Source organism: Streptomyces sp. NPDC058008 (assembly GCF_042886395.1).
Classification (GTDB): Bacteria; Actinomycetota; Actinomycetes; order Streptomycetales; family Streptomycetaceae; genus Streptomyces.
This window is the reverse complement of sequence record NZ_JBHVQX010000033.1, coordinates 45,014-69,403: the sequence shown is the minus strand read 5'-3', so window position 1 is coordinate 69,403 and position 24,390 is coordinate 45,014. Positions and strand designations below refer to the sequence as shown.

Sequence of the window (24,390 nt, the reverse complement as noted above, 5' to 3'; positions counted from 1 at the left end):
CCCCCGCCCGCACGTCCACAAGGAGATCCGTGATCATGAGCCGCACCCCGAAGGACCCCGAGCTCGCGCGCAGGCTCAGCCGCCGCAACGTCCTGGGCGTCGCCGCCGGAGCCACGGCCGCGACCCTCCTCAGCGGCGCGGCCGCCCAGGCGGCGGGTCCGCACAACGGCCACGCGAACGGCCACGACAAGGGACACGGCCACGACAAGGGCCGTGCCGTCCTGCCGCCCGGCCGTCTCGGCATCCAGCTCTACAGCCTCCGCGACAAGGTCTCCACCCTCGGCTTCGCCCCCGTCTTCGCCGAGCTGGAGAAGTACGGCTACGACGAGATCGAGTTCGCCGGATACACCCAGGGCTCGGCGGGCGCCATCTCCCTCGCCCAGCTCAGGAAGCTGGCCAGGAACCACGGGCTGAACCCCATAGGCAGCCACGTCGGCTACTACGACGACAACAACCCCGGCGCCTACACCTTCGCCCAGAACCTCACCAAGGTCCTCGACGAGGCGGAAGCCCTCGGCCTCAAGCACATCGGCACCGCCTCCGGCCCGTTCCGCTACGGCTCCACGGTGGACGGCTGGAAGCGGGCCGCCGAGGACTTCAACACCTACGGCGCCGCCGCCCGCAAGCGCGGCATGAAGTTCTACCAGCACAACCACGCGGAGGAGTTCTCCTTCGCGACCGACAAGCCGAAGGTCCGCCTCTACGACGTCCTGCTCGCCGAGACCGACCCCGACCTGGTCTACCTCGAGATGGACATCTACTGGGCGTTCAGCGCCCAGTTCCGCTTCGGCAGGCGGGCGGACGGTACGCCGGCCCCCTTCAACCCCATCGACTACGTACTGAAGCAGCCCGACCGCTACCCCCTCTTCCACGTGAAGGACGGCACCCGCAACGACGCCGCCCGCGACGGCTACGACATGACGGACGTCGGTGACGGGGACATCGACTACACGAACTTCCTGAGCCGGGTCACCGCGCGGACCCAGCGGGGCCGTACCTACCACCACTGGCAGACCGAGCACGACAACCCCGTCGAGTCGCTCGCCTTCGCCCGCAGGTCCAGCGAGCACCTGCACGCGCTCCGCGAGAGCCGCTGCGGGGACTGACCCGCACACGGCGGTACGGGGGCGCGTCGCGGGCCCCCGTACCGCCGTGCGCGCACGGCCCGCGGTCAGGCGCGTGGCGCGTCCGGCCGGCCCGGCGCCCTCAGGAAGAACGCGAGGACCGCCGAGCACACGCCCACACAGCCGGCGATGCCGAACGCGGCGCCGTAGCCCCAGTGCCCCACGACGACCGCGCCCATGCCGGAACCCAGCAGCCCGGAGACCAGCTTGGAGCTGTAGACCACGCCGTAGTTGGAGGCGTTGTTGTTCTCGCCGAAGAAGTCCGCCGTCATCGCCGCGAACAGCGGGAAGATGGCCCCGCCGCCGAACCCGGACACCATCGAGCAGAACAGGAAGAACGGCATCGAGCCGATGCTCCCGGAGAAGTAGACACCGAACTGCGCGGCGCCCAGCACGACACAGACGAAGATCAGGGTGGTGCGGCGTCCGTAACGGTCGGAGATCCAGCCGATCACCCCCCGGCCCGTGCCGTTCACGATGGCCTTCAGCGACATGGCGGTGGCCACGATGCCGCCGGCGAAGCCCATCTCCTTGCCGAACGGCACCTGCATCGCTATGCCGAAGATGTTGATGCCCGCCGTGCACAGCAGGCAGAACCACATCATCCACAGCACCGGCGTGCGCGCCGCCTCGCGCGGGCTGTACTGCTTGACCGCCGGAGGGTTCTTCGCCAGCGACCGTACGATGCGCGGGTCGTCCGAGACCTTCAGCGGGTCCACGTGCGACGGCCACCAGTTCTTCGGCGGGTCCTTGAAGAACCACCCGGCGGTCCCGACCGTGGCGCAGCAGACGGCGCCGACGAACACCAGCACACCCTCGTAGTCGGACAGGTCCATGTACGAGGTGAAGAGGAAGACGAACGGTACCGATCCGTAGGCGAAGCCGCCGTTGACCAGCCCCGTCTTGCCGCCCTTGCGCTCCGGGTACCACTTCCCGACCATGTTGACGCAGGTCGCGTAGACCAGGCCCGCGCTGATGCCGCTGAACATGCCGAAGCCGAAGTAGGCGACGACCACGTGCGGCGCGAACGCCAGCGACAGGTAGCCCACCAGCGTGCCGCACGCGCCGAGGAGCATGGCGCTCTTGGCCGAGAGCCTGCCGCTCTCGCGCAGCTTCCCGGCCGGGAAGGCGACGGCCGCCTGGAAGAACACCCAGACGCCCATGAGCCAGAAGATGTGCCCGCTGCTCCACAGGTGGGCCTCGTGCAGCGTCTCCTCGGCGGAGGTGAACGCGTACTCCGACGAGCTGATGCCCAGCATCCCGATCCAGGGGAAGAGCACCATCGTCCAGCGCGCCCGCCCCAGGATGTTCCGGTCGGTCTCGCCGAGCCGGTACGTGCGGCCGTTGCGATCCGTCACCTCCCTGAAGGGGACGGAGGTGGAGAGTTCTGTTGTCGTCATTGTCGATCGAACCCCTTGCGTGGAAGAAGTCTGGCCGGCGCCCCTGCCCGTTCTCGCTTCGCGCGGGCCCCGGGACGGGCGGTACACCGCGGGCCCCGGGTCCCGAGCCGCCGTCATCAGGTCATCGGCCACCGCCCAGCAGCCCCGCGGCCCTGGCCCACCTGTACTTCGCGCCGAGGACGGCGACCGGCAGTTCCGTGGTGTACGGATAGGCGACGACCCCCCGCGCGAACAGGTACGCGCAGGCCTCCTCGACCTCCGTGTCACCCGCCAGGGACGCCACCACGGGCTTCTCGATCCCGCGGGCGCGGAACTCCTCCACCACCCTGGCGGTCAGCTCGGCGAAGACCATCGGCGGCGTGACGATCGTGTGCCAGTACCCCAGCACCAGGGCGTGGATCCGCGGATCCTCCATCCCCAGCCGGATCGTCGCCTCGTACGTCGACGGCGGTTCCCCACCCGTGATGTCGATCGGGTTCCCGGCCGCCCCGAACGGCGGGATGAACGCCTTGAACGCCGTGTCCAGGTCCGGCGGGATCTCCATCAGAGACAGCCCGTTGTCGACGATCGCGTCCGACAGGAGCACCCCGGAGCCGCCCGCCCCCGTGATGATCACGACGTTGTCGCCCCGGGGGGCGGGCAGCACGGGCAGCGCACGCGCGTACTCCAGCATGTCGTTCAGCCCGGGGGCCCGGATCACTCCGGCCTGCCGCAGGATGTCGTCGTAGACGGCGTCGTCCCCGGCCAGCGCGCCCGTGTGGGAGCCCGCCGCCCTGGCGCCCGCGGCCGTGCGGCCCGCCTTCAGGACCACGACCGGCTTCTTCGGCACGGTCTCCCGTGCCGCCTCCACGAACGCCCGCCCGTCCTTGAGGTCCTCCAGGTGCATCGCGACGCACTCGGTGTTCGGATCCTCGCCGAACCAGGTCAGCAGGTCGTCCTCGTCGATGTCCGACTTGTTGCCGAGCCCCACGATCGCCGACACGCCCGTCCCCGTCGACCGCGCGAACCCCAGGATCGCCATCCCGATGCCGCCGGACTGCGAGGTGAGCGCCACCGGCCCCTTGACGTCGTACGGGGTGCAGAACGTGGCGCACAGGTCCTGCCACGTCGAGTAGTAGCCGTAGATGTTCGGGCCGAGCAGCCGTACGCCGTACCGCTCGCCGACCGCCACGATCTCGTCCTGCAAGGCCTGTTCGCCCGTCTCGGCGAAGCCGGACGGAATGAGCACGGCGTTGGGGATCCCCTTGCGGCCCACCTCCCGGAGCGCCGCGGCGACGAGCCCGGCGGGGATCGCGAAGACCGCCACGTCCACCTCACCGGGTATGTCGGTGACACTCCTGTACGCCTTGCGGCCGAGGATGTCGTCGGCCCTCGGGTTCACGGGATGTATCTCGCCGCCGAAGCCGCCGTCGATGAGGTTGCGCATCACCGAATTGCCGATCTTCCCCGGCTGGTCGGATGCCCCGATGACGGCCACCGAACGCGGCTCCATCAGCCGGCGCATCGAGACGAGGATCTCCTCGCGGCCGTAACGCCTCCGGGCGGTGGCCTCCCCGGTCGCCAGCAGGATCCGGATGTCGGCGGCGACCGCCCCTTCCGGCGACGCGATGACCGGGTTGAGGTCCACCTCGGCGATCTCCGGGAAGTCCGTGACCAGCTGGGACACCCGCCGGATCTGCTCCGCCAGCGCCCACCGGTCCACGGCCGGCGCCCCGCGCACCCCCTGGAGGATCTCCGCGGCGCCGATCGAGTCGAGCATCGAGCGCGCCTCGTCGGCGGTCACCGGTGCCAGCCGGAAGGTGATGTCCTTGAGCACCTCGACCAGCACACCGCCGAGACCGAACGCCACCACCTTCCCGAACGTCGGGTCGGTGACCGCGCCCACGATCACCTCCTGGCCGGGCGGCACGAGCTGCTGCACCTGTACGCCCTCGATCCGCGCGTCGGGCGCGTAGGCCCGCGCGTTCCTCACCACCGCGCAGAACGCGGCGCGGACCTCCTGGGCCCCCGACACCCCGACCACGACGCCGCCCGCCTCCGTCTTGTGCGGGATGTCGGGGGAGACGATCTTGAGGACGACGGACCCGCCGAGCCGGTCGGCCAGCGCGACCGCCTCGTCGACGTCCCGCGCCAGGCCCTCGCCCGGCACCGTGATCCCGTACGCGTCGGCGACGGTCTTCCCCTCCGGCGCGGTGAGCGCGCCGCGCCCCTCGCCCCGGACGCGGTCGAGCAGCGCCCTGACCTGTTCCCGCTCCTGTGCCCCGGCTGTCGTCGTCATGCTCAGATGACTCCGTCCGTCTTCAGCAGCCGCAGTTCTTCGGCGTCCAGGCCGAGTTCGCCGGAGTAGACCTCCGTGTTGTGCTCACCCAGGAGCGGGGAGGTGACGATCTCGACGGGGGAGTCGGACAGCTTCAGCGGGCTGCCGACGGTGGTGAACGTGCCGCGCTCCGGGTGCTCGACCCGGACGACCATCCCGTTGGCGGCGAGGGACTCGTCCGCCACGATCTCCTTGGTGGAGAGGATCGGCCCGCACGGGATGTCATGCGCGTTGAGCCGCTCCAGCACGTCCCACTTGGGGAGCGTCGCCGACCACTCCTCGATCAGCTGGAACATCTTGCCGAGCTTGGGCAGCCGCGACTCCGGTGTCGCCCACTCGGGGTCGTCCGCCAGCTCGGGCCGGCCGATCAGCTCCGACAGCGGCTTCCAGCCGGCGGGCTGCACGATGACGTACACGTAGTCGTTGGGCCCGCCGGGCGCGCACTTGACCGCCCACCCCGGCTGGCCGCCGCCACTGGCGTTGCCGCTGCGCGGCACCTCGTCGGCGCCGGCCGTGTCCTGCGCGTCGGGGTACTCGGGGAGCGGCCCGTGCTCCAGGCGCTGCTGGTCGCGCAGTTTGACCCGGCAGAGGTTGAGCACCGCGTGCTGCATCGCGACGTTCACCCGCTGCCCGCGCCCGGTGCTCTCGCGCTGGAAGAGGGCCGCCAGGATGCCGGCGACCGCGTGGATCCCGGTGCCCGAGTCGCCGATCTGCGCTCCGGTGGCGAGCGGCGGGCCGTCGGCGAAGCCCGTGGTGGCCATCGAGCCGCCCATGGCCTGCGCGACCACCTCGTACGCCTTGAACCCGGTGTAGGGGCCCTCGCCGAAGCCCTTGATGGAGGCGTACACGATACGGGGGTTGATCTCCTGGATCCGTTCCCAGGTGAACCCCATGCGGTCGACGGCGCCCGGACCGAAGTTCTCCACCATCACGTCGCTGCGGCGGATGAGCTCGGTGAGGATCTCCTTGCCGCGCCCGCTCTTGGTGTTGAGGGTGATGCTGCGCTTGTTGCAGTTGAGCATCGTGAAGTAGAGGGAGTCGACGCCGGGAAGATCGCGCAACTGCCTGCGGGTGATGTCCCCGCCCGGCGCCTCCAGCTTGACCACGTCGGCGCCGAGCCAGCCGAGCAGCTGGGTCGCGGAGGGACCGGACTGTACATGGGTCATGTCGAGGACGCGCACGCCCTCAAGAGCTCTGGTCATGACGACGGCTCCTCTACTTGTACATGGTCTGGTTCATCGTTCCCGGGGCGTACGCGTCCGGGTCGATCCACACGTTGATGAGCGAGGGCAGGCCCGACTCGCGGGCCCTGCGCAGCGCGGGCGCGATGTCGGCGGGATCGCGCACCTCTTCGCCGTAACCGCCCAGCATCTGGGCGAACTTGTCGTAGTGGACGTCCCCGAGCGTGTTGCCGACCCGCTGGCGCTCCTCGCCGTACTTGGCCCTCTGGCCGTAACGGATCTGGTTCATCGAGGAGTTGTTGCCGACGATGCCCACGAAGGGCAGGCCGTAGCGGACCAGGGTCTCGAAGTCCCAGCCGGTGAGGGAGAACGCGCCGTCGCCGAACAGCGCCACCACCTCCTTGTCGGGCCTGGCCTGCTTGGCGGCCAGCACGAACGGCACACCGACGCCGAGCGTGCCGAGCGGGCCCGGGTCCATCCAGTGGCCGGGGGTGCGGGGCTGGACGACCTGGCCGGAGAAGGTGACGATGTCGCCGCCGTCGCCTATGTAGACGGAGTCCTCGGTCAGGAAGTCGTTGATCTCGCTGACCAGGCGGTAGGGGTGGATGGGCGAGGCGTTCGACCTCAGCTGCGGCAGCCGCTTCTCGACCGCCGTCCGCTCGGCCGCGCGCAGTTCGTCCAGCCACGCCTTGCGCAGGGCGGACCCGTCGTCGAGCCGTCCGCTCGCGGCCTCCGTGACGGCCTTGAGGACGACGGAGGCGTCACCGACGATCCCGAGGTCCACGTCGCGGTTCCTGCCCACGGTGCGGTAGTCGAGGTCGATCTGCACGACGGTGGCGTGCGGCGAGAGCCGCTTGCCGTAGCCCATCCGGAAGTCGAAGGGGGTGCCCACGATCACGATCAGGTCGGCCTGGGAGAACGCGTAGCGCCGTGAGAGCTGGAAGTGGTGCGGGTCGCCGGGCGGCAGGGTGCCGCGGCCCGCGCCGTTCATGTACGCGGGGATGCCGAGGGTCCGGACGAGTTCGGTGGCGGAGTCCGTGGCGCGCGTCGTCCAGACCTGGCTGCCCAGCAGGATGGCGGGCTTCTCGGCGTGCACGAGCAGGTCGGCGAGCCTCTCGATGTCGGCCGGGTCGCCGGCCGACCGGGTGGACGCGCGGTACAGGCCCGGCTCGGGGACGCGCGCCCCGGCCGCGGGGACCTTCGCGTCGAGCACATCGCGCGGGATCTCCAGGAACGAGGGCCCGGGCGCCCCGTGGTAGCACTCCCGGAACGCCATCGAGACCATGTCCGCCACCCGCGCGGTGTCCGGCACGGTCGCCGCGAACTTGGTGACGGGCGTCATCATGTCGACGTGCGGCAGGTCCTGGAGCGAGCCCATCTTGTGCTGGGTGTGCGCTCCCTGACCGCCGATCAGGAGCATCGGGGACTCCGCCCGGAAGGCGTTGGCGACACCCGTCACGGCGTCCGTCGTCCCGGGCCCCGCGGTGACCACGGCACACCCCGGCCTGCCGGTGATCCGGGCGTAGCCGTCGGCCGCGTGGGCGGCCACCTGCTCGTGCCGTACGTCCACGACCTCGATGCCCTCGTCCACGCAGCCGTCGTAGATGTCGATGATGTGGCCGCCGCAGAGGGTGTAGACGCGTTCCACCCCCTCCGCCTTGAGTGCCTTGGCGACCAAGTGCCCACCGGAGACGAGGTTCTGGTTGTCCTGGCTGTCCTCGGGCATGGCGATGTCCTGTCCCTTCGTAGGGGAGCGCGGGAGCCGGTCCGCCGCTCCCGCGCACATTGCATACAGTCGACGAATACTGTATGAAACTCGTTATCCCGCATCCGGCGGGTGGTGTCCAGGGGGCGTGCGGCATTCGGCCTTCGGCGCGGCCGGTATCGGCCATGGGACCGGTCGGCGCCGTCGTCCCGGCCGGCGCGGGGGCCGGGCACCGGGCAGCCGTGACCGCCGTCGGACGGCGCGCCCCGGTCGTAGCGGCCCGGAGGCGAGCACGGGCGGCGCCTTCAGGGCCGGTCACGACAAGCCCTGTCCGCGGGGTGGGCGCGAGGTGGTGTCCGGCGGGATCGGGGCCTCCCGGCGGGGCGCGCCGGGAGGCGGCGGACGGCTCGTACGGGCCGTGACCCGCGGCAGGGGGATGAGCGGCCGCCGGGCGGTCCACCCGGCCGTCGCCTCAGGCGGTGGCCGCGCCGCTCAGGCGATGCCCTGACGGTCCGGGCGCAGCGCGAACGCCCGCCCCGCCGCCTCCGGCACCGTGCGCTCCACCGCTTCCACGAGGAGCGCGCGGTGCCTGAGCAGCGGCTTCCGGCGTTCCTCGGGGGCGAGCGACAGCAGGTCGTCGAGCCCCGCCAGCAGCCGCCGTGTGACCTGCGGGCTCGCGGCCGCACATGACCGGATCTCCTCGAACGCCAGATCCACCAGGTCCGTCCACCCCGGCACCTCCTGGACGAGGCGCACGTCGCCCCGGCGGTCCCGGTGGTGCAGCGCGGTGAGCGGCAGGACGACGGCCGCGGAGAGGAACTGCACGATCCGGTCCACGCACTGCACGGCGGTGGTCGGATCGTTCAGCGACGGTGACAGGGCCCGCAGCGCGATGTCCGACAACTGGCGCAGACCGAAGGCCGGATCCTGGTGCGGGCTCCGCTCGACCCCGACCGAGAGGGCGCGGCCCACCGTGCGCGACGACGGGGCGGCGCCGCCGTGCACGGTGAGCACCGGTGTGCCCGGCACCACGAAGTCGCCGGCCCGGGGCACCAGGCGCAGCACGGCCCCCTGCCGCCGCGCCGCCCGCACCAGCCGCGCCACCGCCACGTCCCGCAGCACCCCCGCCCGCCCCCGGTGCGGGACGTGTACCGCACCGGGCCCCGGCGGCAGCCGGTCCGCCGGCCCGTGCGGCTGTCGCGCCAGCGCCCGGAGCGACTCGCGGGTGATGTGGTCGAGGACGGGACCGACCTGCATCAGCCTCAGGGTGGACGAGACGTAGGCGACGAAGAGCAGGAGGCTCAGACCGACCAGACCCAGGGTCAGCAGGCTCTGCACCAGGGGTGCCGAGGTCACCCGCCGGGGATCGGGCTCCGCTCCGCCCTCGTACGAGGTCAGGACGAGCAGCGAGAAGGCGAAGGTCGCCAGGAACACCGTCAGGGTGAGCTTGCTGATCCTGCTCCGCACGAAGATCCGGACGACGCGCGGGGTGAGCTGCCCGCTCGCCATCTGCACGGCCACCAGCGAGATGGAGAAGACGACACCGATGAACGTCATCATGGCCGCGCTGACCGTGGTGACGATCGTCCGGGCGTCCATGGCGAAGGCGAGGAGGTCGCCGAGTTCCGCGTACGCTCCCTCGTTCTTGAGGTGCGCGACGATCCTGGTGTCCAGATCCGAGAGGACCCACCAGAGCGCGACGGCGCACACGAGCCCGGCCGTCGGCGCGAACCAGAAGGTGTCGCGCAGCCGCTCGCGCAACGCGGCCGCTACGTGGGGCGACCGGTGGACGCGTCCGCTGGCGCCGCCGGGGCCGCTCTTGCCACTCATGCCCGCGAAGGTAGCCCGCCGTGACGGTGCGTACGCGATTCGCCACGGTACGCGCACATGTCGGCCCCGGGTTCGTCCGGAAGGGCCCGCACCGCACTGACCACGGAAAACGCAGGTGAGAGCCACCCCAAACCCCTGGTATTGTTTTCTTTGTCGCCAGGGGAAACCCCGGAGCGGCAGACACCTTGTCCGGGTGGCGGAATGGCAGACGCGCTAGCTTGAGGTGCTAGTGCCCTTTATCGGGCGTGGGGGTTCAAGTCCCCCCTCGGACACCAGCAGGGACCCCAGTCGAACTGGGGTCCTTTTGCGTGTCCCGGGTGCACCCCCGGCCTTGCGTCACGATCCGGTCTCGTCCTGTCCCTGGGTACTTGTTTTCGGCCATGTAATCGATTCCAATCATCCGTGTAATCGATTCCACGGCTCGTTCCGCTGGTTTCGAGGCTCACGGAAACCACAAGGAGGTGGTCCGGAAATGGCGAGCATCAAGGATGTCGCGGCCCAGGCGGGAGTCTCTGTCGCCACGGTCTCCCGTGTCCTCAACAGCCATCCCTCCGTCAGCCCGGACGCACGCGGCCGCGTCCTCGCCGCCGTCGACGCCCTCGGCTACCGGCCCAACGCCGTGGCCCGCTCGTTGCGCACCGACCAGACACGCACGCTCGGGCTCGTCATCAGTGACGTACTCAACCCGTACTTCACCGCGCTGGCCCGCTCCGTGGAGGAGGAGGCCCGCGCCCTCGGCTACAGCGTGATCATCGGCAACGCCGACGAGCGGCCCGAACAGCAGGACCACCACGTCCGTACGCTCCTGGACCGCAGGATCGACGGACTCCTGGTCTCGCCCGCCGACGGGGAGTCCCCGCTGCTGCTGGACGTCGCCCGCACCGGAACCCCGATGGTCTTCGTCGACCGCTGGATCCCCGGCGTGGACATCCCGGTCGTGCGCGCGGACGGCCACCGGGCGATCCAGGACCTGGTCGCCCACCTCCACGCGCTGGGCCACCGCAGGCTCGCCATCATCGCGGGCCCGGCCGCCACCACCACGGGCAACGAACGCGTCGAGGCCTTCCGGGAGGCGATGCGGGCCCACGGACTCGCCCTTCCGGACGCCTACATCGGGCAGGGCGACTTCCAGGCCGACAGCGGCCGGCGCGCCACCGAGCACTTCCTGTCGCTCCCCGAACCGCCCGAGATCGTCTTCGCCGCCGACAACCTCATGGCACTCGGCGCCCTGGACGCCATCCGCGCACGCGGTCTCCGGGTCCCCGAGGACATCGGGATAGCGGCCTTCGACGACATCCCGTGGTTCGTCCACACGGGCCCGCCGATCACCGCCATCGCCCAGCCGACGGGCGACCTCGGCCGTGCCGCCGTGCGCGCACTGGTCGACATCGTCGAGGGCCGCCCCCCGCAGTCCGTCACCCTGCCCGCCCGCCTCGTCGTACGCGGCTCCTGCGGCGAGAGCACCTCCACCTCCGGGAGCAACGAGTGAGCGAATCAGCCGAGTTGCTGCGCATCGAGGGCGTACGCAAGACCTTCCCCGGCGTCGTCGCCCTGGACAGCGTCGACTTCGACCTGCGCAGCGGCGAAGTGCACGTCCTCCTCGGCGAGAACGGCGCGGGCAAGAGCACCCTCATCAAGATGCTCTCCGGCGCCTACCGCCCGGACGCCGGCCGGATCTTCGCCGCCGGACAGGAGGTCCGCATCCACGGCGCACAGGACGCCGAGAAGCTCGGGATCGCCACGATCTACCAGGAGTTCAACCTGGTCCCCGATCTGACGGTCGCCGAGAACATCTTCCTCGGCCGCCAGCCCCGCCGCTTCGGCATGATCGACCGACGGCGCATGGAGGCCGACGCCGAGGTGCTGCTGCGCCGGGTGGGCCTGAGCCTCCCGCCGAGGACCAGGGTCCGTGAACTGGGCATCGCCCGGCTTCAGATGGTCGAGATCGCGAAGGCCCTCAGTCTGGACGCCCGCGTCCTGATCATGGACGAACCGACCGCCGTCCTCACCTCCGAGGAGGTCGACAAGCTCTTCGGCATCGTGCGGCAGCTGCGCGCGGACGGCGTGGGCGTCGTCTTCATCACCCACCACCTCGACGAGATCGCCGCGCTCGGCGACCGCGTCACCGTCCTGCGTGACGGCCGGAGCATCGACCAGGTGCCCGCCTCGACCCCCGAGGCCGAACTCGTCCAGCTCATGGTGGGACGCAGCATCGACCAGCAGTACCCGCGTGAACGCCCGGAAACCGGGCCGCCGTTGCTGTCCGTGCGCGGTCTCACCCGCGACGGTGTGTTCCACGACATCAGTTTCGACGTGAAGGCCGGTGAGGTCGTCGGCCTCGCCGGACTCGTCGGGGCGGGCCGCACCGAGGTGGCCCGCGCCGTCTTCGGCGCCGACCCCTACGACACCGGCACCGTCGACGTCCTCGGCGAGCGGCTGGGCAAGCACGACGTGACCGCCGCCATGGGCGCCGGGATCGGGCTCGTCCCCGAGGACCGCAAGGGGCAGGGCCTCGTGCTCGACGCCTCCGTGCAGGAGAACCTCGGGCTCGTCACCCTCCGCTCGGCGACCCGCTCGGGAATCGTCGACGTCAAGGGGCAGCGCACCGCCGCCGCCCGCATCGCCGAGCAGCTCGGCGTACGGATGGCCGGGCTCGGCCAGCACGTGCGCACCCTGTCCGGCGGCAACCAGCAGAAGGTCGTCATCGGGAAGTGGCTCCTGGCCGACACCCGGGTGCTGATCCTCGACGAACCGACGCGCGGCATCGACGTCGGCGCCAAGGTCGAGATCTACCAGCTCATCAACGAGCTGACGGCCTCCGGCCACGCCGTCCTGATGATCTCCAGCGACCTTCCCGAGGTCCTCGGCATGAGCGACCGGGTGCTGGTCATGGCCCAGGGCCGCATCGCCGGAGAACTCCCCGCACACGAAGCCACCCAGGACGCCGTGATGGCACTCGCCGTCAGCGCCGCACCCGTCACCGAGCCCACCGGGCACACAGAGAACGCAGAGGAGAGCCCCCGTGGCCACTGACACGCATCCGGGCAAGGCGGGCACGGGCGGCGCCGCACACACCCTCCGCCGCCTCCTGCTCGACAACGGCGCCCTCAGCGCGCTGGTCGTCCTCCTGGTGGCGATGTCGCTGCTCTCCGGCGACTTCCTCACCACCCAGAACCTCCTGAACGTCGGCGTGCAGGCGGCGGTCACCGCGATCCTCGCGTTCGGTGTCACCTTCGTCATCGTCTCGGCGGGCATCGACCTCTCCGTCGGCTCGGTCGCCGCGCTGTCGGCCACCGTCCTCGCCTGGTCGGCGACATCGGCGGGCGTACCCGTCTGGCTGGCGGTCGTACTCGCCGTCGCCACCGGCCTCGCCTGCGGCTTCGTCAGCGGGGCCCTCGTCGCCTACGGCAAGCTGCCCTCGTTCATCGCGACGCTGGCCATGCTCTCGGTGGCCCGCGGCCTGTCCCTGGTCATCTCCCAGGGCCGGCCGATCCCCTTCCCCGACTCCGTCTCCGTCCTCGGTGACACGCTCGGCGGCTGGCTGCCCGTCCCGGTCCTCGTGATGATCGCCATGGGCCTGATAGCGGCGCTCATCCTCGCCCGCACCTACATCGGCCGCTCCATGTACGCCATCGGCGGCAACGAGGAGGCCGCCCGGCTCTCCGGACTCCGCGTCAAGAAGCAGAAGCTGGCCATCTACGCCCTGTCCGGCCTCTTCGCCGCCGTCGCCGGAATCGTCCTCGCCTCCCGCCTGGTCTCCGCGCAGCCGCAGGCCGCGCAGGGGTACGAACTCGACGCCATCGCCGCGGTCGTCATCGGAGGCGCCAGCCTCGCGGGCGGCGTCGGCAAGGCATCGGGCACCCTGATCGGCGCACTGATCCTCGCGGTGCTGCGCAACGGCCTCAACCTCCTCTCCGTGTCCGCCTTCTGGCAGCAGGTCGTCATCGGCGTCGTCATCGCCCTCGCCGTACTGCTCGACACCCTGCGCCGCAAGGCCGGTTCCGGAGCCGCGACCGCGGGCGGCTCGTCCGCCGCCCCAGGAGGCCCGGGGAAGGGCCGCAGGGGAGCGACGCGGATCGGCATCGCCGTCATCTGCGTGGCCGCCGTCGTCGCCGCCGTGACCTTCTTCAAGCCGGGGTCCTCCGGCACCACCACCAAGGTGGGCATGTCGCTCTCCACCCTGAACAACCCCTTCTTCGTCCAGATGAAGGAGGGCGCGCAGGAGGAGGCCAAGGCGGCCGGGGTCGACCTCACCGTCACCGACGCCCAGAACGACGCCTCCCAGCAGGCCAACCAGCTGGAGAACTTCACCAGTTCAGGAGTGGATTCCGTCATCGTCAACCCGGTGGACTCCGACGCGGTCGGCCCCGGTGTCCGAGGCGCCAACAAGGCCGGGATCCCGGTGGTCGCCGCCGACCGGGGGGTCAACAAGGCCGAGACCGCGACCCTCGTCGCTTCCGACAACGTGGCGGGCGGCAAGCTCGCCGCCCGGTCCCTCGCCGACCGGCTCGGGGGCAAGGGCAGCATCATCGTCCTCCAGGGCACCGCGGGAACCTCCGCCAGCCGTGAACGCGGCGCGGGCTTCGCCGAAGGCATCAAGGCCTACCCGGGCATCAAGGTCGTGGCGACCCAGCCGGCCGACTTCGACCGCACCAAGGGCCTGGACGTCATGACCAACCTGCTCCAGTCCCACCCCGGCATCACCGGTGTCTTCGCCGAGAACGACGAGATGGCCCTCGGCGCGGTCAAGGCGCTGGGCAGCAAGGCCGGGAAGTCCGTCTCCGTCGTCGGCTTCGACGGAACCCCCGACGGTCTGACGGCCGTCGAGGCGGGCACCCTGTACGCGTCCGTGGCCCAGCAGCCCGCCGAACTCGGGAAGATCGCCGTCCGCAACGCGGTCCGGGCGGCCGACGGCAAGAAGCTCGACAGCATGGTGAAGGTACCGGTCAAGGTCGTCACCCGGCAGAACGTCGCCGACTTCTCCTGATCACGGAAGGCACCATCCAGATGTACGGGAACGAAGACTCCGCCCCCTCCGGGACCCCGGGGCACGACCTCCTCGTCGTCGGCTCGGCCAACGCCGACCTGGTCGTGGGCGTCGAACGCCGCCCAGGGCCCGGTGAGACGGTGCTCGGCTCCGACCTCGTCGTCCACCCCGGCGGCAAGGGCGCCAACCAGGCGGTCGCCGCCGCCCGACTCGGGGCCCGTACGGCGCTGCTCGCCCGCGTGGGCGACGACGCCCACGGGCGGCTGCTGCGGGCCTCGCAGCGGGAGGCGGGCGTCGACACAGGCGGAGTCCTCGTCGGCGGGGCCCCGACCGGCGTCGCCCTCATCACCGTCGACCCCTCGGGGGACAACAGCATCGTCGTGTCGCCGGGGGCCAACGCCCGGCTGACCCCGGAGGACGTCAGGGCCGCCGGAGCCCTGGTCGCGTCGGCCCGTGTCGTCTCCGTCCAGCTGGAGATCCCGCTGGACACCGTCGCGGAGACCGCCCGCGCGCTGGGACCTGACGCCCGTCTGGTCCTCAACCCCTCCCCGCCCGCCCCGCTCCCCGGCGAGGTACTGGCCGCCTGCGACCCGCTGGTGGTCAACGAGCACGAGGCCCGCTCCATCCTCGGTGCCTCGGCGGGCGCCACCCCGGAGTCCTGGGCGCGAGGGCTCACCGCCCTCGGGCCGAGGTCGGTGGTGATCACCCTGGGCGCGGAGGGCGCCCTGGTCTCCGACACCCGCGGCGGCAGCCCCGTACGGGTGCCCAGCCCCCGCGTCGAGGCCGTGGACACCACGGGTGCCGGTGACGCGTTCACCGCAGCTCTCGCCTGGCGGCTCGGCCTGGGTGAGACCCTCCCCGACGCCGCCGCGTTCGCCGTACGGGTCGGCGCGGCAGCCGTCACCAAGGAAGGCGCCCAGGCGTCCTTCCCGACCCTGGAAGAGGTCCTGGCACTGTGAAGAAGTCCGGCATCCTGAACCGCCACCTCGCGGGGGCCCTGGCCGAACTCGGCCACGGCGACGGCGTCCTGGTGTGCGACGTCGGCATGCCCATCCCGCCGGGACCCCGGGTGGTGGACCTGGCCTTCCGGGCAGGGGTCCCGTCCTTCGCCGAGGTCCTCGACGGGCTGCTGGGCGAACTGGCCGTGGAGGGGGCGACGGCCGCCGAGGAGGTGGCGGAAGCCAACCCGGAGGCCGCCGGCCTGCTGACCGCGCGCCTCCCCGGGCTGACGTACGTGCCGCACGAGGAGCTCAAGGCGCGCACGGCGTCCGCCCGCCTGGTCGTACGGACCGGTGAGGCCCGCCCGTACGCGAACGTGCTGCTGAGGTGCGGGGTCTTCTTCTGACGCCGTCCTCCGACGCCGTAGCCCGCCCGGGCCGATCCGGGCGGGCTACGGCGGTCCCGGGCCGTTCCGTCGCCGGCCGGAGGTTCGTCGCGCGGAGGTTCGTCGCGCGGAGTCCCCTTCCGCCGGTTCCGGCGTGGCCGAACGGCCGTTCCGTTAGGCTGACATGCATGACTGCCGGGTCGGCCACGGGCCACGCATGCGAGAGGTGCCCGGCTGCTGAGTGAGTGTCTGGCGGGCCCGAGCCCCGCCGCCCTGTCGTGCTTCCCCGCCCGGCGCCCCTGAGAGGCGCCCGTTCCCAGCGGAATCCACGACACGGAGACGTATCAGACATGTCCCACCCGCAGCAGCAGGACGCACACGCGACGCAGCAGGGCGTCGCCGAAGTCCAGTTGAACCACCACGCCGTGTACGCCACCGACCGCAGCCTGTCGGCGGAGTTCATCGCCGTGGTGCTGGGCCTTGAGGTCGGAGCACCGTTCGGGCCGTTCCTGCCCGTCGATCTGGGCAACGGCGTGACGCTCGACTACTACGAGATGCGCGACGAGCCGGTGCAGTCGCAGCACTACGCCTTCCTCGTGCCCGACGCGCGGTTCGACACCATGATCGACCGGCTCCGGGCGCTCGGGGTCACCTACTACGCCGATCCCCATCACACCGAACCCGGCCGGACCAACCACCTCTTCGGGGGCCGTGGGGCCTACTTCAAGGACCCGGACGGGCACAACATGGAGATCATGACCCGGCCCTACGCCCGCCCCAGGTAGCCGGCCTCGTCACCCGCCGGTGAGCGCGTCCACCAGCGTGGCCAGTGCTGACGCGAGTGCGCCGAGCCCGGGGCCCGCCGGGCCGCCGGGCTCGCTCATGTACTGGTCGCGCCGGATCTCGATCATCAGCGCGCCGACCCGTGGATCCGCCCCGTAGTGCTTCAGGGGCACGTACGTGCCGGAGAAGGGGCTGTCCAGCCCCGTGCCGCCGAATCCGCCGAAAGCCGCCTCCGCCAGGGCCCGCAGTGCCGGGGGAGTGTGGAAGTCGTCGGTGCCCAGACAGACGGGAGGGCGCGGGCCGGATCCGTGCAGTTCGTACGGGAGCGCGGCGGACGGATAGGAGTGGACGTCGATGACGACGGCTCGCCCTGCGGCGGCGAGCCGCTCGTCGACCGCGGCGGTCATCGCCCGGGCGTAGGGGTGGAAGTAGCGGTCGAGCAGCGGTTCCGGATCCGCCCCCGGCGGCCGGAGCCGCTCCTGATGCGTGGTGCGGGTGTACACCGCGCCCATACCGGAGGCCAGCATCTCCTCCCGTTCGTCGGGGAACCGCTCGGGGTCGACGACCAGCCGGGACAGGCCGTTGACGAGGCGCCAGGGGGTCGTCGCGCTGAACCTTGCCGCGAGGGAGGCGAGTTCGGCCGTGTGCGAGTCCGTGATGTGGTCGAGCTCGGCCTCCAGCGCCGCGTCATCGAGCACGATGCCGTCGCGCACCCGTGGCGGGATGACCCGGGAGGAGTGCGGGACGTGCAGCAGCACCGGGGAAGCGGCGGCGCCGGGCAGCAACTGGAACGGGGAGGGTTCTTGGCTCAAGACCGGACCTCGTGCGGGCGCGGGGGCGCGTGTCGGGAGGGGAGCGGCCGGCTCGGGAGCGGCCACGCGAACGACGTTACCCCGTCACCTGGTTGCGCCCGCCGCGCGAGGTGGCAGGGGAGGTGACGGGCGAGGTGGCAGGCACGGCCGCGACCGCGTGGACCGGCCCCGGCCGGCCGGGCCGCCTCCCCGGACGGACCGGCCGGTGATGGCAGGCCTCTTCCCTGCCACGTCGCCCCTGCGGCCGGGCCGCCTCCCCCGATCGGCGGCCCCCCCGGCCGGGTCGCCCGCACGGGCTGGGCGACTCCCCGGGGCGGGGGGCCCGCACGGCAAGGTCGTCTCCCGGGGCAGGGGCCTCCCGGGGCAGGCCGCCCCCGGCGGGGTGTGGCAGGCAGGCCGCCGTCGACGGCTGTACTCAGCCGTGCGGGCCGTCGCCCGGTACCGGACGACGGCCCGCACGGAAGGGGTCAGCTCGCCCAGACCTCGGCGTCCTCCTTCGGGACGGTGGTGGCGAGCTTCAGCTCCTTGCGGGCGGCGACCGTCTTGTTCGGGTCGATGCCCGTGAAGGCCAGGTCGTAGGCGACGTAGAAGTCGTCCGTGTTGCCGGCCGAGGCGGCCTTCTTCCACGCGCCCGCGGTCTCCTCGAGCTGGGAGCGGAGCTTGACGGTCTCCGGCTGCTCCACGCCCTTCAGGGACGTCAGGTGGGTGTTCAGCGCCGCGGAGACCGCCGCGGCCTGCTTCTTGTAGCCCGCAAGGTCGTCCTCGACCTGCTCCGCCTCGGGCTGGTTGCTCCAGAGCGCCTCGTAGACGCCGTTCGAGCCCTTCAGGTAGGCGAGCTGATCGGCGGTCAGGGACTTGTTCTGGAGGGAACCGGAGAACGTCCCCGACTCCTTGGCGTACGTGCAGCTCACGGCCCGGTCGCCGGTCTTCCAGCTCTGGCTGGTGGGGTAGTAGTAGAACAGCTCGACGCCCTCCGGCACCGCCCAGGTGTCCGCCATGAACTTCTGGGACTCGGCAGGGCAGCGCTCGTCGGCTATCTTCGTCGCGCCGTCCTCACCGGGGTACTCCGACTCCCCGGAGATGTCGAACTCACCGACGACCTGGCCCTCGTGGGCCTCCTCGCACGGCACGATCTCGACGCTGAACTCCTCGCTCTCGGTCATCCCGCTGTTGGGGTTGTAGCAGTCGCCCGGAGCGAGGGAGAAGACCGAACGCTGACGAACGGCCTTCTTGGCACCGGCCTTGGCGCTGTCGATGGCGTCGGCGCAGCCCACCGCGCCGATCGCGAGAAGGGCGACGGCTGCGGATATGCCGCGCGCTGAACGGGACGTGACACCGAAGAACATGACGTGGACATCCTCAAACGGAAGAGCTGTGAACTGATGTGCGCATCGTATGGCATAAGTGTGACCGTGCTGTGCACGGATGATTCCCATACGATGCGCGGCCATCTGATCACAGTGATTGACCTGGAGTGGTGTGGAGTTCAGTGAAATGCGTGTGAACCCAGTCAACCATGAAAGTTCGCGCGTACGCGTTCCTGGCGCGGCGAGTTGAGCCCCTGAGGGCCGCCCGGGCGTTCCGTTGCCCGGACAGCCCGGACAGCCCGGACAGCCCGGACAGCCCTCAGGTCCCGGCGCCGGTACTCCGGCCGTGACGACGACGGGCTCGGTCCGGGCAGGAGCCCTCGGCCCGTACCTCCACGCGTGACCCCAGGCGCTCCCGCCTCGTTGACCAAGGCCGCGCGCCCTCCGTCCTGCGGCGTGGTGAGGACTGGAGCGGACATGTACGGAACCCGGCCGGTGGATCAGGCCCAGCCGGTCCCACGTCCTCGGACCAGCAGGAAGGCGCGCGGTCCGCTGCCGTGGCTGGTGGCGCTCGCCGTTGTCTTCGCCGCCGTCCAACTGGCCTTCGTCGTACCGGGTTCAGGACTGGCGTGGGACGAGACCGTCTACGTCAGCCAGGTAGGCGGCAACGCCCCGCCCGCCTTCTTCAGCGCCCCCCGCGCCCGCGGGATCTCCTACCTGGTCGCCCCCGTCGCGACACTCACCGCATCCACCACCGCGCTGCGGATCTACCTCGCCCTGGTGTCCGCCGTGGCCCTGGCCGTCGCCCTGTGGATCTGGCGGAAGGTGCTGCCCACACCCGTACTCGTGGGCGCGGGCGGGCTGTTCGCCGGCCTGTGGCCGACCCTCTACTACGGTCCGGCCGCCATGCCCAACCTGTGGTGCGCCCTGGGCGCCCTGGCGGCGGCCGGCTGGGTCATGCGAGCCCTGAGCGGTGAGGCCGCCGTCCGGACGGCGGCGGCCGGGGCGGGTGCGGCCGTGGCCCTGGTCGCCCTCATGCGCCCCGCCGACGGATTCTGGCTCGCGCTGCCCCTGACCCTCGCGACGCTCCTGGTACCGGGCCGGCGCCGCCCGGGCCTGTGCGCCGCTCCGGCCGGCGGTCTCGTGGCGGGCTGCGCCCCCTGGACCGCCGAGGCGTACGCCCACTACGGAGGCCTGGGCACCCGCCTGCACCGGGCCGGTGAGATCCAGGGCGGGCTCGGCTGGAACTTCGCCGTGGACGACCACCTGCGGTCGCTCGCGGGCAGGACCCTGTGCCGCCCCTGCGACATCGGCTGGGAGAACCCGGCCACCGCGGTGTGGTGGGTGGCGCTGCCCCTGCTCGCGGCGGGCGGGGTCGTCGCGGCCCGGCGGGCCGGCCGGGGCCTCGTGGCGCTGTCGGCGACGGCGGTGGGCGTCTCGATGGCCGTCCCCTACCTGTTCCTTGTCGAGTACGCGGCCCCCCGCTTCCTGCTCCCCGCCTACGCGCTGCTGGCCGTACCGGTGGCCGAGTACCTGGTGTCCCTCCTCGCCCGGGCACGGCACGCCCGCCGCCCCGGAGGCACCGCCGCGCTGGCGTTGGTCCTGGCGGCCCATCTGGGCGTCCAGTTCTCCGTGCTCAGCCATGTGGTGCGGACCAGCCACGCCACGAGCGCGGGGTTCGCCGCCGTCGCCGGTGCGCTGAACCGGATGGGGGTGCGCCCGCCGTGCGTGGTCAGCGGCGATGACGCGGTACCGATCGCCTACTACGCCGGCTGCGCCTCGCGGCAGACCGAAGGGCACGACGCGAGCATCACGCCGGATGCCCTGCGCGGCCTCGCGCGCCGGGTACCGACAGCCGTCCTGGTGCCCGGGAACGCCCCGCCGCCCCCGGTCACCAGCGGCGCGCGGACGGTTCCCCTGCCCTCGGGCCACGGGCCCCACCAGGCCCGCCTGCTGCCCGGACCGGCCGAGGACGGGACGGAGGCCGGTCGGCGATCCGGCTGAGGGAGAGCGCCCGCAGGGGCCGGGTCACGCACCCCGGGTCACCCGGCGCGTCCGGACGCGCCGCCCGCCACCGCGGCCGTCGAGCGGCCCCACCGGTCCCCGGAGAGCGCGGTGAGGCACGCCGTGAACAGCCCGTTCTCCTCCTTGGCGATGGACCGGTGCAGTTCGTCGCCGGCCTCCCGCAGCCGTAGACGTCCTCGGCCCCGCCCAGGTCGACACGGTCGAGGAAGGCGGCGGGCCCACGGCGCTCACGCACCAGGGCGTCGCAGTGGCGGGCGTACCCGGTCCTGGCCCGCCACGGCGAACAGGCCGCCCTCCTGGCCCCAGAGTGGGCGCCGCGTACGGGCGACCAGTTCTCCGGCACACCCCGGAGCGCCGCGGTCGGGAGCGCGGAGAGCGTCGCCCGCCGTATCCGGTGACGGACTCGTGCTCCACGGTGAACTCCTTGACCGGCGGGATCTACCGGAGGCCGCGGTCGTGGCACACGCGGCCACTGTGACCGCGCCCGTCCCTCGTCGGCGGCACGGGGCTTTTCGCTGTCCATGAGGTGGCGTGACCGCCGCGCGCAGACCCGGTCCGGCGACGGCGTGCACGCGGCCCGCCGGGCGTCACCGGGTGGCGGCCTCCGGGGCGTTCGCCACGATCGGCTGGATCCGGGCGCCGACGCGCCGGAGGTGCTCCCGGTAGTCCTGGGTGTTCAGCGCCAGGGAGCGGTCCAGCCGTGCCGCGTTGAAGAACATCTCCTCGTGTTCCAGCACTCCGGGGTCCACGACGAGTTCGAGATCGGGGTGGAAGCTGAAGGGCAGGATCGTGCCGCTCACGCTCCCGGACAGGGCCTCGGCCCTGTCCGCGGACGCGAACGACACGTAACTGCCCTCCGCCAGTGCCTTCAGGCCCGGCAGGTCGACCCGGTCGTCCCCGGGGACGACCGCCAGGAAGTACCGCTTGGTGCGCTTGCCCGTCTTGACCATGACGACAAGGCACTTGGCCCCCTGCGACACCGGGTGCCCCCGATGGCGGCTGACCTCTTCGGTGCGCCCTTCGGGGGCGTGGTCGATGACGCGGTACCGGGCGCCGCTCTCGTCGAGCAGCGACATCAGCCGTACATAGGCGGCGTCGCCGTCGGGGGCTTCCGTGGGCTCCTGCGAGACGGGCGCATACTCTTCGGGCACGTGTACCAATCCTTCGTCGGGCATCCGCTTGACCTCTCAACGTAGCCATATCCTCGTCGAGTTGCCGGGCGACGCACACGGGGTCCCGCTGCCCCGGCGACCACCGGGCCGCGTCCCCCGTCGGCTGCCGGACCCGTGTGCGGCCCCCGTCGGCTGCCGGACCTGTGCGGCCCCTCCGGTCACCGCACCGCGGCCACGGCGGAACGCGCGGCCGGCGACGGCGTGCCAGGCGCCCGCGGTCCACCAGTGGGCCCGAACAGGCCCGTGCACGCGCGGAGGGCCCGTCCCGCGCGGTCAGATGATCACAGGGCGCGTCGGCCGGTATGACCGCCGCACCCGTGTTACGAATGCCGGGGCGGCGCACGGCCACCCCGAATCCCACCCGGATGCCGACCGAAACGCCCCGGTAATCCGCTCGGCGCGGGAGCTCCCTACCCTCGCTCGGGAATCGTCGGAGCGAGCGGACGGAGGCGGTGCCGTGGGCGCACCAGCACGCGGACGACAGGCCGGCCACGGTGTGACGCTGTCCCACCGGACCATCCACGGCTACCGCCGTGCCTACCGGATGGCGGGGGAGGGGCCCGTCATCCTGCTCATCCACGGCATCGGTGACTCCTCGGCGACCTGGGCCGAGGTGATCCCCGAGCTGGCACGCCACCACACCGTGATCGCCCCGGACCTCCTCGGCCACGGGGACTCCGACAAACCCCGGGCCGACTACTCGGTGGCCGCCTACGCCAACGGCATCCGGGACCTGCTGGGTGTCCTGGGCATCGAACGCGCGACGCTCGTGGGCCATTCGCTCGGCGGCGGGGTGGCCATGCAGTTCGCCTACCAGTACCCCGAACGCACCGACCGGCTCATCCTGGTGAGCGCGGGCGGGGTGGGGCGGGAGGTCAACCCCGTCCTGCGAGCGGTGTCCCTCCCGGGCGCCGACCTGATGCTGTCCACGCTCCGGCTGCCCGGCATGCGCAGCCAGGTCGGCCTCTTCACCCGGCTGATCAAGCTGCTCGACACCGACCTCGGTCAGGACGCGGGCGAACTGCTGGACCTCGTCGACGCCCTTCCCGACTCCACGTCCCGAAGCGCGTTCATCAGCACGCTGCGGGCCGTGGTGGACTGGCGCGGCCAGGTGGTCACGATGCTGGACCGCTGCTACCTGGCCCAGGGCATGCCCACGCTCCTGCTGTGGGGCTCACGGGACAGCGTCGTCCCCGTGCGCCACGCCTACGGTGCGCACGCGGCCATGCCCGGCAGCCGCCTGGAGATCTTCGAGGGCGCCGGCCACTTCCCCTTCCACACCGACCCGGCCCGGTTCCGTGACCTGGTCGAGGACTTCATGCGCACCACGGCCCCGGCGGGCTGGAGCCAGGAACACTGGCGTGAACTCCTGCGGGCCGGGCGGCCCGGCAGTACGGACGGCGCACCGGACCCCGCGTTCGACCGTGCCGTGGAGCGCGACCTGCGGGAGGCGAGCGAGCGCAGCGCCACCTGAGGACGTACGCCGACACGCCCGTGCGCCGGGCCGAACCGCCCTACGGGCCCCGCCCCTCGTGCCCCGGTCGCGACAGGACTCGCGAACCCGACCCGGGGGCGGGGGCCCGCCGTTTCACGCCTTGCGGGCCACGGCACACCACATGGGCAGGGTGTCGTCCGGGGTGTCGGACGGCTCCGGACGCCAGCGCGTGAGGGTGACCACCCCCGGCTCCAGGATCTCCAGGCCGTCGAAGAAGCGCTCGACCTCCTTCCGGGTGCGCGGGGTGGCGGAGGCGTGGCTGGCGGCGCGCTCGTTGTAGATCCGCATGGACTCGGCCACTTCGGGGGCCGTGACGTCGGCCGCCGGGTGCGACAGGACGAGGTGGCTGCCGGGGGCGAGGCGGTCCAGGAGCCTGCGGGTGATGTCCCACGGGTCCTCGGAGTCCTTGACGTACTGCATGATCGCCACCAGCATCAGGCCGACCGGCCGGCTCAGGTCCAGGGTGCGCGAGGCCTCGTCGAGGATCGTGTCCACGTCCCGCGCGTCGGCCTGCACGTAGTCGGTCTGCCCCTCGGGTCCGCTCACCAGCAGCGCCCGGGCGTGGGTGAGCACGATCGGGTCGTTGTCGACGTACACGACCCGCGACTCGGGAGCGGCCCGCTGAGCGACCTCATGGGTGTTCTCCGCGGCGGGGATGCCCGTGCCGATGTCGAGGAACTGCCGGATACCAACCCCGGCGAGGTGACGCACGGCGCGGCCGAGGAAGGCCCGGTTGGCCCGGACCGAGGGCACGATGGTCGGGTTCGCCGCGGCGGCGAGTTCGGCCGCCTCCTGGTCCACCGGGTAGTGGTCCTTGCCGCCCAGCCAGACGTTGTACACACGAGCGGGATGGGCGCTCGTGGGGTGGGGTGTGGGCAGCGGGTATTCGTTCATCGTTCGTCACCTCGTGCGGCCGAGAAGCCAGGTC

General features: G+C 71.9%; 18 protein-coding genes and 1 tRNA gene. 10 read left to right on the top strand and 9 right to left on the bottom strand.

The genetic code is table 11. The features are described 5' to 3' along the window. Positions 1-35 precede the first annotated feature (35 nt). On the top strand, positions 36-1,106 hold the full coding sequence (locus ACFVS9_RS27830) for a sugar phosphate isomerase/epimerase family protein (RefSeq protein ID WP_389936524.1): 1,071 nt from the start codon (positions 36-38) through the stop codon (positions 1,104-1,106). Between the two features lie 65 nt (positions 1,107-1,171). On the opposite strand, the gene ACFVS9_RS27825 is transcribed toward ACFVS9_RS27830, so the two are convergent. From ACFVS9_RS27825 to ACFVS9_RS27805, 5 genes are all read right to left on the bottom strand, one after another. Then, positions 1,172-2,524 (bottom strand): OFA family MFS transporter, encoded by a 1,353-nt coding sequence (locus tag ACFVS9_RS27825; RefSeq protein WP_389936521.1) that lies wholly within the window; start codon positions 2,522-2,524, stop codon positions 1,172-1,174. A gap of 121 nt (positions 2,525-2,645) precedes the next feature. Then, a complete protein-coding gene (locus tag ACFVS9_RS27820) occupies positions 2,646-4,802 on the bottom strand; it encodes an acetate--CoA ligase family protein (protein WP_383116737.1) in 2,157 nt (718 codons plus the stop codon). Positions 4,803-4,804: 2 nt separating this feature from the next. Then, positions 4,805-6,043 carry a formyl-CoA transferase gene (frc, locus tag ACFVS9_RS27815; RefSeq protein ID WP_389936518.1) on the bottom strand — a complete coding sequence of 413 codons (1,239 nt, stop codon included), beginning with the start codon at positions 6,041-6,043 and terminating at the stop codon, positions 4,805-4,807. A gap of 13 nt (positions 6,044-6,056) precedes the next feature. Then, positions 6,057-7,748, bottom strand: coding sequence for a thiamine pyrophosphate-binding protein (locus ACFVS9_RS27810; RefSeq protein ID WP_389936515.1), 1,692 nt, complete (start codon positions 7,746-7,748; stop codon positions 6,057-6,059). 471 nt (positions 7,749-8,219) lie between these two features. Continuing rightward, positions 8,220-9,557, bottom strand: a complete 1,338-nt coding sequence (locus ACFVS9_RS27805) for a DUF2254 domain-containing protein (protein ID WP_389936512.1) — start codon at positions 9,555-9,557, stop codon at positions 8,220-8,222. 187 nt (positions 9,558-9,744) lie between these two features. On the opposite strand from ACFVS9_RS27805, the gene ACFVS9_RS27800 reads away from it, so the two are divergent. The 7 genes from ACFVS9_RS27800 (at position 9,745) to ACFVS9_RS27770 (ending at position 16,653) form a co-directional block, all read left to right on the top strand. Further along, positions 9,745-9,832, top strand: a tRNA-Leu gene (locus tag ACFVS9_RS27800). Between the two features lie 197 nt (positions 9,833-10,029). Then, positions 10,030-11,046, top strand: a complete 1,017-nt coding sequence (locus tag ACFVS9_RS27795; RefSeq protein WP_383116741.1) for a LacI family DNA-binding transcriptional regulator — start codon at positions 10,030-10,032, stop codon at positions 11,044-11,046. Next, complete coding sequence (locus ACFVS9_RS27790; protein ID WP_389936509.1) at positions 11,043-12,590, top strand: sugar ABC transporter ATP-binding protein; 1,548 nt, start codon at positions 11,043-11,045, stop codon at positions 12,588-12,590. The genes ACFVS9_RS27795 and ACFVS9_RS27790 overlap by 4 nt, the downstream gene beginning before the upstream one ends. Further along, positions 12,580-14,544: a substrate-binding domain-containing protein gene (locus ACFVS9_RS27785; RefSeq protein ID WP_383116743.1), complete on the top strand. Its 1,965-nt coding sequence runs from the start codon at positions 12,580-12,582 to the stop codon at positions 14,542-14,544. The genes ACFVS9_RS27790 and ACFVS9_RS27785 overlap by 11 nt, the downstream gene beginning before the upstream one ends. A 20-nt stretch (positions 14,545-14,564) precedes the next feature. After that, positions 14,565-15,503, top strand: a complete 939-nt coding sequence (locus ACFVS9_RS27780; RefSeq protein ID WP_389936506.1) for a ribokinase — start codon at positions 14,565-14,567, stop codon at positions 15,501-15,503. Then, complete coding sequence (rbsD, locus tag ACFVS9_RS27775; RefSeq protein ID WP_383116745.1) at positions 15,500-15,889, top strand: D-ribose pyranase; 390 nt, start codon at positions 15,500-15,502, stop codon at positions 15,887-15,889. Before ACFVS9_RS27780 ends, rbsD begins: the two co-directional genes overlap by 4 nt. A 329-nt stretch (positions 15,890-16,218) precedes the next feature. After that, positions 16,219-16,653, top strand: coding sequence for a VOC family protein (locus ACFVS9_RS27770; RefSeq protein ID WP_383115961.1), 435 nt, complete (start codon positions 16,219-16,221; stop codon positions 16,651-16,653). A gap of 9 nt (positions 16,654-16,662) precedes the next feature. On the opposite strand, the gene ACFVS9_RS27765 is transcribed toward ACFVS9_RS27770, so the two are convergent. After that, the gene (locus ACFVS9_RS27765) at positions 16,663-17,463 is read right to left on the bottom strand and encodes an N-formylglutamate amidohydrolase (protein ID WP_389936503.1); all 801 of its coding nucleotides are present in this window, start codon (positions 17,461-17,463) and stop codon (positions 16,663-16,665) included. Positions 17,464-17,930: 467 nt separating this feature from the next. Further along, positions 17,931-18,809 carry a septum formation family protein gene (locus tag ACFVS9_RS27760; RefSeq protein WP_389936500.1) on the bottom strand — a complete coding sequence of 293 codons (879 nt, stop codon included), beginning with the start codon at positions 18,807-18,809 and terminating at the stop codon, positions 17,931-17,933. A 438-nt stretch (positions 18,810-19,247) separates the two neighbouring features. Here ACFVS9_RS27760 and ACFVS9_RS27755 point away from each other — a divergent pair, with 438 nt between their 5' ends. After that, on the top strand, positions 19,248-20,774 hold the full coding sequence (locus tag ACFVS9_RS27755; RefSeq protein WP_389936497.1) for a hypothetical protein: 1,527 nt from the start codon (positions 19,248-19,250) through the stop codon (positions 20,772-20,774). Between the two features lie 608 nt (positions 20,775-21,382). Here the strand turns inward: ACFVS9_RS27755 and ACFVS9_RS27750 are convergent. Then, the gene (locus ACFVS9_RS27750) at positions 21,383-21,871 is read right to left on the bottom strand and encodes a YbaK/EbsC family protein (protein WP_389936568.1); all 489 of its coding nucleotides are present in this window, start codon (positions 21,869-21,871) and stop codon (positions 21,383-21,385) included. A 553-nt stretch (positions 21,872-22,424) separates the two neighbouring features. On the opposite strand from ACFVS9_RS27750, the gene ACFVS9_RS27745 reads away from it, so the two are divergent. Beyond that, the gene (locus tag ACFVS9_RS27745) at positions 22,425-23,441 is read left to right on the top strand and encodes an alpha/beta fold hydrolase (RefSeq protein ID WP_383115965.1); all 1,017 of its coding nucleotides are present in this window, start codon (positions 22,425-22,427) and stop codon (positions 23,439-23,441) included. Between the two features lie 114 nt (positions 23,442-23,555). On the opposite strand, the gene ACFVS9_RS27740 is transcribed toward ACFVS9_RS27745, so the two are convergent. Next, positions 23,556-24,356, bottom strand: coding sequence for an SAM-dependent methyltransferase (locus tag ACFVS9_RS27740; protein WP_383115966.1), 801 nt, complete (start codon positions 24,354-24,356; stop codon positions 23,556-23,558). Positions 24,357-24,390: the final 34 nt, after the last annotated feature.